This is a genomic window from Murimonas intestini, from assembly GCF_024622195.1.
Classification (GTDB): Bacteria; Bacillota; Clostridia; order Lachnospirales; family Lachnospiraceae; genus Murimonas; species Murimonas intestini.
Genome location: NZ_JANKBI010000006.1, coordinates 142,020 through 152,557, shown reverse-complemented (window position 1 = coordinate 152,557; position 10,538 = coordinate 142,020). Strand labels below are relative to the sequence as shown.

Here is a 10,538-nt window from a genome sequence, read left to right as displayed (position 1 = left end):
AGAAATATGGATGTACAGATATTATTTGTAGATGACGCACTTTTCATGAGAAGAGTCATCAGGACAGCACTGAATGAATGCGGGTTTGAAAACCTGCTGGAGGCTGCCGACGGGGATGAGGCGATAAGGATCTACAGGGAGTCCAGGCCCGGTATCGTTCTGCTGGATATTACTATGCCGGGCAAATCCGGTCTGGATGTGCTGGATGAGATAATGAAAATAGATCCTGAGGCTGTTGTGATCATGTGTTCTGCGATAGGGCAGGAAAAGACAATAGAGCAGGCGGTCAGAAAAGGAGCTTCTGACTATATTACAAAGCCGTTCAAGAGTACAAATCTGGCTGGAATCATTAAAAAATACCTGTAGACCGGAAGGTGGGAAAGCTGTGAAGAAAGATACTATGGAAGAAGAGGCAACAGACATATTCCTGGAGATGGGAAATATAGGGACAGGAAGTGCAGTCACAGCCCTGTCCAATATGATCGGAAGGCCCATAAATGAGATATTTCCCAATGTAATGCTGCTGGATTATGACAGGCTTATGGAGATACTGGGCCAGGATGATGAGAGAGTCCTGGGACTTTTATTTCCTGTGTGCGGTGAGATATCGGGACTGCTGCTTTTTGTCTGGAAACAGGATTTTGTTTCAGATATATTTGAATCCCTTCAGGGGACGAAAGCCAGGCTGCAGGATCTGGACGAGGAGAAGCTTTCAGTTATGAAGGAGATAGCTAACATTATGACGTCTGCGTACTTTACGGCGATCTCAAGCTATACGGATAAAAAGATAGAGATACATGCGCCTGCGGTATCTGTGGATATGGCAGGCGCGGTAGTTACAGAGCCGGCCGGTTGGACATCAGGCAGGGGGAAATACATAGTCTGTGTGGAGAGCGGTTTTTACGGACAGGATGAGAAAAAGGCCAGCCATTTGTGTTTTATGATGTATCAGGAGTCAACAGTAGGATTTCTGAAGTCATTGGGGGTGGAGGTATGAATTTGTATCAGATAAGGCCGAATAATCTCGCTGTGGGAAGAGATGAAGATGAGATTATGGCAAAAGCGCTGGGATCAGGCGTAGCTGTATGCCTGTACGATGAAGGCAGCAGGGCGGGAGGAATGGTCTACACCCTCTTCCCGGACAGCAGGACAGACATGAAGCTTCTGGCAGATGAAAAATTAAAGTATGTGGACACGGCTCTTGAATGTCTTACAAAAGAGGTAGAGCAGCTGGGAGCGGAGAGAGAAAAGCTGTGGGCCAAGGTCATCGGCGGTGCCCAGATATTCCGGTTTGCTAATGGGCGGGAGCAGGAGAATATAGGGCGCCGGAATGTGGCGGCTGTAAGGGAGTGGCTGAAGGAGCATCAGATCCCCATAAAAGCTGAGGATACGGGCAACAATTTTGGCAGGACAGTCAGGTTCCGGATGCAGGATGGAAATGTTGAGATAGAACTGGTGAATAAACACAAGTATTATATATAAGTACTGGGATAAGTACGTGAAAGGTCAGTGAGCAGATGAAGGGGAAAGTGAAAGATCTGAAAGTGGGCAGCAAGCTGTTTATGGCTTTTGCTGTTATTGTTTTATTGTATATAGTGACTGTGGTATCGGCAGTTGTGGCTGTGGAGAGCATGTCAGGCTCTTTTCAGGGTTTTTATGACAGCCCGTATCAGATCGTAAGTACAACGAAGGACATGAGGGCGGCTATACAGGGAGTTGGCAGGAACATGCTTGCCATGATGACAAGAAGTGATGATGCTGATAAGGATTATCTGGAGGAAGCACATGAATTTGTCAAGACTGTGGAAGATGGTATCCTGGTATTAATGGAGAAATCTGTAGATACGAAGGATACGGTAGAGGCTCTTAAGGTCCAGCTGAATGAATTAAAGCCGTCCCGGGATAAGGTTTTAGAGCTTCTGGCAGCAAATAATAATGCAGAAGCTTTTAGGGTTTATGAGGAAGAATATGAGGTAAAAGCCAAGGCAGCCAGGGCGTCTTTAAAAGAGATCAGCCAGCAGGCTGCAGTATCAGCTGATAAGTACCTGGAGGAGGCGCACGGTGTTGAAAGCAGGATCGTGACACTGATCATCGTGCTGGCTGTTCTTGTTATCCTGGTGACAACAGTCATATGGATGCTGATCACAAGATCTCTTACGCATCCTATTATAGAGATCCAGAAGGCGGCGAGAAAGATATCCATGGGGGATCTTAAAACAGGGCTGGCATTCAGATCTAAAAATGAGCTGGGAGAGCTTGCAGATAATATCAGAAACACAACAGAAGCCTTGAATACATATGTCACAGAAATAAAAGAGGGCCTTATAGCCATAGGAAGCGGAAAGCTGAATTATACAACAAATGTTAAATTCCGGGGTGATTTTGTCGCTCTGAAGGAAGCAATGGAGCGTATAGCCCAGCTGCTGCGCACATCTCTTCAGCAGATCAGCAGCAGCGCTGAGCAGGTGGCAGGCGGCGCTGAACAGATGTCAAACAGTGCCCAGCTGCTCTCCCAGGGAGCCTCAGAGCAGGCAGGCTCAATTGAGGAACTGGCAGCCAGTATCAATGAGATATCTGACAGCGTAAAGGAGAATGCGGACAATGCAGTGAAATCCAGCCAGCTGACAGATGCGGTGGGCGGCCAGGTGCTGGACAGCAACCAGAGGATGAAAGAAATGATACACATGATAGGGGAGATAAAGAGTAATTCTGATGAGATATCAGGAATCGTGAAGGAGATAGAGGATATTGCCTTCCAGACTAATATACTGGCGCTGAATGCATCTGTTGAGGCGGCAAGAGCCGGAGAAGCGGGCAGGGGATTTGCTGTAGTCGCAAATGAGGTCAGGAGGCTGGCGGCCAAGACCAGCAGTGCATCTAAGATGACTGCAGAGCTGGCGGCCAAGACTTCTGCTGCTGTCAGCGAAGGGATGCTCACTGCGGATGAGACGGCCCAGTCACTTATGAAGGCTGTGGACGGCATGCAGGATGTCAACGGCATGGCCGACCGCATATCAGAGGCATCGGTCCAGCAGGCGGATGCTGTTACACAGGTCAGGAAAAGTATAGAGCTGATCTCAGAGATCGTGCAGGGGAATTCTGCTACTTCTGAGGAGAGCGCTGCCGCAAGTGAAGAGCTGTCCGCCCAGGCTCAGCTGTTAAAGAGCATGGTAGAGCAATTTGAGATCGATTAAACAGTTAAAAATTAACTGAAAAATAAATGTGGTAAAGGAGCTGTGAAGCCATGGATGAAAAAATACTGATAGTAGATGACGCGCTGTTCATGCGCGTAAACTTAAAGAGGATACTGACAGAAGCCGGTTATAAAAATCTGCTGGAGGCAGAGAACGGGGAAGTGGCATGCCGGCTTTATGAGACGGAGAAGCCGGATCTTGTGCTAATGGATATATCCATGCCTGTCATGGATGGCATAGCGGCGCTGAAAAATATAAGGAAGCAGGATAACACAGCAGTTGTGGTAATGTGTTCGGCAGTGGGACAGGAGGCAATGATCATGGAGTCCGTGGAGAACGGAGCCATGGAATTTATTGTAAAGCCCTTCAAAGGAGAACAGATAGTGAGCGCTGTGAAAAATTGCCTGGAAAATTCGAGGGGATGATACAGTATGGTAAATTATTCAGAATTAGATGACACTGCCCAGGACCTGTTAAGAGAGATTGGGAATATCGGTACGGGGAATGCTGTGACTGCGCTTTCATCTATGGTGGGGCACAGCTTTAATGTGGAACTTCCCCAGGTCAGGATCATTAACTACAGGGAGGCCCCGGAATTACTGGGAGGTGCAGAGACATTCCAGACAGGGATACTTCTTGAGATAGGGGGTGAGCTGTCAGGAATGTTCATGTTCCTGCTGAACGAAGAATTCTCCAAGGTAATGCTGGATGCGCTCCTGGGACCGGGAGACTGGGACCCTGTCAATATGGATGAAATGTGCAGGTCGGTTATCTGCGAAGTCGGAAATATAGTGTGCTGTTCCTATGTAAATGCACTTGCCAGGCTGATGGGCATCAAAATAGAAGTCTCAGTGCCTGATATCTGCAGCGATATGGTGGGGGCGCTGCTCAGTGTTCCAATGATTCACTTTGCCAACCTGAGCGATGAGCTTATGCTGATAGAGAACAGGTTTTTCACTGACAAAACGGCTTTTACCGGACATGTGCTGTTCCTTCCGGAGATGGAGTCACTTGAAAAAATGTTTTCACTTCTTGGTATATGATATGGATAAAACAGTAGTAGGAATTGCGGAAGGGAAAGTAGTAAGGTCTCCCGGGGAGCTTATCACATACGCGCTGGGCTCCTGTGTGGGTATCTGCCTGTATGACAGGACCTGCAGCGTGGCAGGGATGGTCCATATACTCCTGCCATATAAGAAGACAGCCGTGAATCAGAGTAATCCCTATAAATTCGCGGATACAGGGATAATAGCGCTGGTAAAGGATATGGAACGGTGCGGTGCAAATGTCAGGCGTATGACGGCAAAGATCGCAGGCGGGGCGAAGATGTTTGAACGGTCAGATACATTTAAAGGCGAAGTGGATGAAACACAGATCGGGCAGAGAAATGTAGAGGCTGTCAGAGAAGTATTGAGAGAACTGAGGATACCCATTATAGCGGATGATACAGGAGACAGGCTGGGAAGGACAATTACCTTCTCGGCAGAGACAGGACAGCTGACGGTCAAGACAGTCAGGTGGGAATGGAAAAAGCTGTAGTGGAAGCAGGAGGAGTATATGGAAACAGCAAAGAAGCAGACGGTATTAATAATTGATGACAGCATCCTTGTCTGCGAGCAGATAAAACATATTATGAAAGAAGAAAATATCGTCATCAGAGAGGCCCATACCGGCAAAGAGGCAGAGCAGGAGCTGGATAAATGTCAGCCCGACGTTATACTTCTGGATGTAGAGCTTCCGGATACAAAGGGATATGAGCTGTGTGAAAAAATAAAGAATAAGTATAAGAGCAGCGCCTCTGTTATTTTTATTACTGCAAAAAGCGGAGATACTGATGTTGACCTGGGATTTTCTCTGGGGGCCAGCGACTATATAAGGAAACCTTTCCGGCCGGCGGAGATGAAATCCAGGATAATGGTCCAGCTGCAGAACAAGCTTCAGAAGGATGAGCTGGATAAAAAGTACCGTGAGCTGCAGAACAATGTGGAGCAGCTGAATTATATAGCCTTCAGGGATGTGCTTACAGGCCTGTATAACAGGCGCTATGTAAAAGATGATCTGATGAAGGACATAGATATGCATGAACCGGGGGTAGTCGGAAATTATATCATTATGGCCGATGTAGACGATTTTAAGAGTGTAAATGATAAATACGGACATGAGGCCGGGGACGAGGTACTCATCTGCATATCGGGCATTATGGAGGAAGTATGCAGAAGGCATAAGGTGATTCGCTGGGGCGGCGAAGAATTCATGATGGTCCTGTTTGCCGTGACAAGCGAGGAAGCATTTGGAATAAGTGAACAGATCAGGACAATGGTGGAGGGCTTCAGTCTCACACATGGAGATCAGACATTCTCATGTACATTGACTCTGGGCCTCTGCCGCTATGATGAATCAAGGAGCCTGGACAATAATATAGAATGTGCTGACAAAGCTCTCTATGAAGGAAAAAGAAGCGGTAAAAACCGCAGTGTCTGGTACACCCAGGATTCAGAAGCGGGGATGAAAGATGAGTTACTTTGATGAAGATTCGCAGGCAATGCTGGATGTATTTCTGCTTGAGACAGGACAGCTGTTAGAAAAGCTGGAAGAGATTCTGATCGAGGCAGAAAAAAATAACAGCCTGGAAGGGGAAGATATCAATACCATCTTCCGTATCATGCATACTGTCAAGAGTTCCGCAGCCATGATGGGGCTGGACAGCCTGTCTGACGTGGCCCACCGGCTGGAGGATTTATTCTCTGAGCTGCGTGACGGTAGCGGCCCTCCGGGAGGGAATAAAAGACAGCTGTTTGAGGTATTATTTGAGGTTGCCGATTTTATCCGGGATGAGATGGGAAGGATGCGGGATGAGAATTATGAGCCTTCAAATATGGACAGGATCCAGGAGAGAATAGCAGATTATCTTACAGAGGAAAATAGTGGTGGAGGCTCCGGAGGGGAACAGGAGGAGACGCCCGAAGAGCGCGCCTTTCTGAGCCGCGAGGGGGACTTTCTGCATATCAGATTCGAGCCTGGCTGCAGGATGGAGAATATCCGCGCATTTATGCTGATGCGCAGGCTGAAGAGTATCTGCCCGGAGGTGGAGACACTGCCTGCCAGGCTGGAGAATAATCCTGAGGCGGCTGAGCAGATAAAGCAGAGAGGCCTTTTGATCAGGGTAGAGCCGGGAAAGGCTAAAGCAGCACAAGAGGCACTTTGCGGAGGCGCATTTGTATTGTCCTGTGAGAAGCTCACGCCGGAGTGGCCGGAACAGAAAGAACAGGGACAGCAGTATAAAGATGTCCCATCAGGTGAGGCGGCAGAAGGTGACAGCAGGGCATCGTCACCTCCATTTCAGGAATCTGAATTTGTAGATGTGCGTGTGGACAGGCTGGATGAACTGCAGTATCTCTCGGGAGAGCTGCTGGTAATGATGTCCTCTTTTTCAAATGAGCTGCAGTTAAAGGGGCAGGAGGAGCTGGAAGAGAAGTACTGCCGCCCTGTCAGGCAATATCTGGATGAGCTGGGAAATACTGTCCTGAACATGAGGATGGTACCCATTTCCCGTATACTCCCAAAGCTGCGCAGGGTACTGAGAGATATCTGCAGGGACCAGCAGAAGGAAGTGGAACTGGAGGCCGCCGGACAGGATACGGAAGCAGATAAAAATATAGTAGACCAGCTGTATGAGGCAGCGATGCATATCGTCAGAAATTCTGTAGATCACGGCATAGAGCCTCCCGGGGAGCGCAGACGTCTCGGAAAGCCTGAGAAAGGGACTGTGCAGCTGGCCGCTCAGAGCAGAGGAGACGAACTTGTAGTCAGGATCAGCGATGACGGCAGGGGAATGGATATAGAGAGCCTCAGGGAAAGGGCAAGGGAAAAACACCTGTTTACAAGACCGGAGGAAGAGTACACGGAGGAGGAGATCCTGGACTTCTGTACTGTTCCCGGATTTACTACAAATGATGAGGTGAACAAGTACTCCGGCCGGGGCGTGGGGATGGATATTGTTAAAAAGCTGGCCCTGAGGGCAGGGGGGCATCTGAAAATAGAGAGCGCAAAAGGAAAGGGTACTTCTGTAATCATCTATCTGCCCCTCACACACACTATTGTGGAAAATATTCTCTTTAAGTCGGGAGGACACTTGTTTTCCATGCCATTCTACCAGGCGGAACGTTTTTTTGAATACGGGGAGATAAGCCAGAACATACACACTGATCATCAGGGGGCAAAGGTGCTTGTATATGAAGATAAGGTAGTGCCGGTCATTGATGTGGCCAAAGTGTATGGGCTGGAGGCGGAAAGCACAGAAAAAGTTGTTTTATATGTAAAAGGCTCAAAGAGAGAGGCCTGCCTGCTGGCCGATGAGGTGCTGGGACGTGAGAAGCTGCTGCAGAAGCTGCTCCCCAAGATGCTGGGCGCAAAGTTCAGATCCAGGACGGGGATGAACGGCTGCTGTGTCATGGGAGACGGAGGCATATGCATGGCATTGGATGCTGACAGCTTTATCCAGTGCGCTGTGCCGGAGACGGCAGATGAGGAGGAGAGCGATGGAAAATGGGAATAGTAAAGAACTGCTTTGTTTTGCCGGAAAAGGTGTGACATATGCGGTGGAATTTTCAGAAGTCATCGAGATCTGCACTCATATAAAGGCAGAGAAGATCCCCTGCCTGCCTGAATATTTCTGCGGGATCTGCCATTATAAAGGCAATATAATCTCCATCGTAGCTATGGACAAGTCAGGTGCTGTTCCTGCCAAAGATACCTTGGGCGGTCAGGATAAAGGCGGACATGATAATGTGGTTATTGTAGTCGATTCCGGACAGTATCAGTTTGGCATCAGCATTCAGGGCGAGCCATGGATAAGCACTGTTGACGGCAATAAGATCGAAGATATCAGGGAGAGTCTCGTCCCTGATAAATGGAAGGAAAAAGCGGTGTACAGGACAGAAAGCGAAGTAATATGCCAGCTGGATCTGGCAAAGTCTTCGGAAGCCCTTGCCAGCCAGTGAAAAATGCAGTGTCCTGGCTGGATGACAGAGCTTCATATTCCTGACCTGCACTGAGGCCTCATTAGGATCATGGATAGATTTTTTTAAAATATTTCTGGTATTCAGAAGCAGTGCGTCCGTGGTATTTCTTAAAAGCACGGTCGAAAGTTTTTATATCGTGATACCCCGTAAGAGCGCACACGCTGGATACGGGGTATCCTTTTCGGAGAAGCTCGCAGCATTTTCCCATTCTGTATCCTGTAAGGAACTGATAGGGGGTGCTGCCTGTTTCTTTTTTAAATTTCCGGATAAAATGTTCAGGAGTATAGCCGAACTGCCTGGCTGTATCTGAGATGCTGATATCTTCACTGAAATGCACGCACAGATAGTCCAGCACGGGAGAAAAGGCAGGGTCCGGTTTTTCCAGGCAGCCCATCTGGTACAGGTCCTGTATAAATATTTCAGCACAGTGGCTGAGGCTGGCGGCGGGCGGATAAGCTTCCTCCATAATGCAGCGCATCAACGAGAAGAGCAGCGCCTGCTTTTGTGTATAAGGTATTGAAAGGAGCTCTTTGACGAGGACTGGATAGATATTCATATGCAGCCAGGTGCAGTGGGTGTCTGTACCAGGCGCCGGCTTCATGGTGAAAGGAGCGTGGGAGGGAAGGATATAGACGGCTTCCGTATCCAGGGCGCATGACATGGCGGTATCAGAATAGCAGATACTGCCTGATGTGAGATGATAGATTCTTATATAGCTGCAGTTGGACTTCTCTGTCACGGACCATGAACTGTCAAGCTCCGTATTTCCCCAGGCTAATAATTCCATAGACTTTTCCTCCTCTGCGGCATGCCCCCTCTGGCGAGTCTCTTTTGGTACACCTCTTTTGATGCGCCGGTATACAGACAGTATAGCACATATTCTGCAGATATCAATATTTGCGTACTATAGATCAGTATATTAGGGTGAATAAATCAATTAAAGTGATATAATTTGATATAGATATCAATTCATGCAGATATTGTGCAACATACAAAATGTATTGGCAAAGAAGGAGGATATGTATGAGACAGGAGGAAATACAGCTGCTGCGGGAGCTGGCAAAAGAAAAGCTGCAGATTTCCATGGATGAGAAAAACCTTGAGAACAGGGAATTGTGGATATGTACAAATGACCTGCATATGAAAAAACCCCCGGTGTATATTGATGAGATATGCTGGAATGAGATGAATGTGGACCAGGAGCTGACTCTTCAGACAGAGGATGAATTCTGTAGAAAGCTGGAGCTGGAGCTTAGAAAGGAGATCTATCTGTGGAAACATATGCCTGGAAATATGGTAGTGAATCCATATATAGACTGTCCTGTCACTGTCAGGGGAGGAGAGTTTGACGATGCATTTGGGATCTCTGAGAGTGTCACGACTGTGCAGGCGGATAAGACAAGCGCTATAAAGTCCCGCCATTTTAATATCCAGATCAGGGGTGAAAAAGACATTGAAAAGATCATGGATCCTGTTGTCACAGTAGATGAGAAGGACACTTCAGATAAACTGGAAAAGATGCAGACAATATTTGGAGATATACTGGATGTAAGGCTGTGCGGCGAAAGGGGAAAGTGGTTTACGCCCTGGGACTATCTGATCAGGCTGACAGGGGTGGAGCCTGTCTTGTATGATCTCATAGAGAGGCCGGAATATATAAAGGCGCTTGTAAGAAGATTTACAGATGCATCCTTAAAGCTGATGGAGCAGTATAATGAACTTGGCCTTTGGGCATCAAACAACAATAATACCCGGGTTGGTTCGGGCGGATATGGTTATACTGACATGCTGGCAGCTCCGGAGGGGCTGGACAGGAACGCTTCTGCAAAGCAGCTGTGGGGATGCGGGAACGCCCAGATATTTTCCACGGTATCAGAGGAGATGCACTGGGAATTTTCCCTTGAAGAAGAGATAAGGTGGATGAGTCATTTTGGGCTGAACTATTATGGCTGCTGTGAACCGCTCCACTATAAAATGAATATCCTGAAAAAGATCCCGAATCTGAGAAAAATATCCGCAAGCCCATGGTGCAGGATCAGACAGATGGCTGAAATGGCCGGAAAGGATTATGTCATGTCATGCAAGCCAAGCCCGGCTATATTTTCAGGGGGCTCCTTCCATGAGGAGACAGCCCGCAGGGATGTCAGAAAGATCCTGGAAGAATCTCAGGGGTGCAGCATTGAGATTGTCTTAAAGGATCTGAGTACTGTAGATTATAAACCGCAGAACCTGTGGAGATGGAATGAGATCGCCAGAGAAGAGATAGACAGGATGTATGGCTGATAAGCGGAGAATCAATACAGTGTAAATACAGAGAATAGGA

Annotated in this window: 12 protein-coding genes; 11 read left to right on the top strand and 1 reads right to left on the bottom strand. The window is 47.8% G+C overall.

The features are described from left to right. Positions 1–6 precede the first annotated feature (6 nt). From NSB28_RS11560 to NSB28_RS11515, 10 genes are read left to right on the top strand one after another with little or no spacing between them, the layout of a single operon-like run. Complete coding sequence (locus NSB28_RS11560; RefSeq protein WP_109627466.1) at positions 7–366, top strand: response regulator; 360 nt, start codon at positions 7–9, stop codon at positions 364–366. 19 nt (positions 367–385) lie between these two features. Next, complete coding sequence (locus tag NSB28_RS11555; RefSeq protein ID WP_109627464.1) at positions 386–997, top strand: chemotaxis protein CheC; 612 nt, start codon at positions 386–388, stop codon at positions 995–997. Next, the gene (locus NSB28_RS11550) at positions 994–1,482 is read left to right on the top strand and encodes a chemotaxis protein CheD (protein WP_109627462.1); all 489 of its coding nucleotides are present in this window, start codon (positions 994–996) and stop codon (positions 1,480–1,482) included. Before NSB28_RS11555 ends, NSB28_RS11550 begins: the two co-directional genes overlap by 4 nt. A gap of 47 nt (positions 1,483–1,529) precedes the next feature. Then, positions 1,530–3,194, top strand: a complete 1,665-nt coding sequence (locus NSB28_RS11545) for a methyl-accepting chemotaxis protein (protein WP_257497733.1) — start codon at positions 1,530–1,532, stop codon at positions 3,192–3,194. A gap of 50 nt (positions 3,195–3,244) precedes the next feature. Continuing rightward, positions 3,245–3,619 (top strand): response regulator, encoded by a 375-nt coding sequence (locus tag NSB28_RS11540; RefSeq protein WP_109627457.1) that lies wholly within the window; start codon positions 3,245–3,247, stop codon positions 3,617–3,619. 6 nt (positions 3,620–3,625) lie between these two features. Continuing rightward, positions 3,626–4,237, top strand: a complete 612-nt coding sequence (locus NSB28_RS11535) for a chemotaxis protein CheC (protein ID WP_109627455.1) — start codon at positions 3,626–3,628, stop codon at positions 4,235–4,237. Beyond that, the gene (locus NSB28_RS11530) at positions 4,206–4,733 is read left to right on the top strand and encodes a chemotaxis protein CheD (protein ID WP_330665368.1); all 528 of its coding nucleotides are present in this window, start codon (positions 4,206–4,208) and stop codon (positions 4,731–4,733) included. Before NSB28_RS11535 ends, NSB28_RS11530 begins: the two co-directional genes overlap by 32 nt. 18 nt (positions 4,734–4,751) lie before the next feature. Next, on the top strand, positions 4,752–5,720 hold the full coding sequence (locus NSB28_RS11525; RefSeq protein ID WP_109627453.1) for a GGDEF domain-containing response regulator: 969 nt from the start codon (positions 4,752–4,754) through the stop codon (positions 5,718–5,720). Beyond that, entirely contained in the window at positions 5,707–7,749 is a 2,043-nt protein-coding gene (locus NSB28_RS11520; RefSeq protein WP_109627450.1) for a chemotaxis protein CheA, read from the top strand. Before NSB28_RS11525 ends, NSB28_RS11520 begins: the two co-directional genes overlap by 14 nt. Further along, the gene (locus NSB28_RS11515) at positions 7,733–8,194 is read left to right on the top strand and encodes a chemotaxis protein CheW (protein WP_187374206.1); all 462 of its coding nucleotides are present in this window, start codon (positions 7,733–7,735) and stop codon (positions 8,192–8,194) included. Before NSB28_RS11520 ends, NSB28_RS11515 begins: the two co-directional genes overlap by 17 nt. Before the next feature lie 67 nt (positions 8,195–8,261). Here the strand turns inward: NSB28_RS11515 and NSB28_RS11510 are convergent, their stop codons facing one another. Then, complete coding sequence (locus tag NSB28_RS11510; protein WP_109627444.1) at positions 8,262–9,002, bottom strand: helix-turn-helix domain-containing protein; 741 nt, start codon at positions 9,000–9,002, stop codon at positions 8,262–8,264. Between the two features lie 236 nt (positions 9,003–9,238). On the opposite strand from NSB28_RS11510, the gene NSB28_RS11505 reads away from it, so the two are divergent. Continuing rightward, positions 9,239–10,498 carry a hypothetical protein gene (locus NSB28_RS11505; RefSeq protein WP_109627442.1) on the top strand — a complete coding sequence of 420 codons (1,260 nt, stop codon included), beginning with the start codon at positions 9,239–9,241 and terminating at the stop codon, positions 10,496–10,498. Positions 10,499–10,538: the final 40 nt, after the last annotated feature.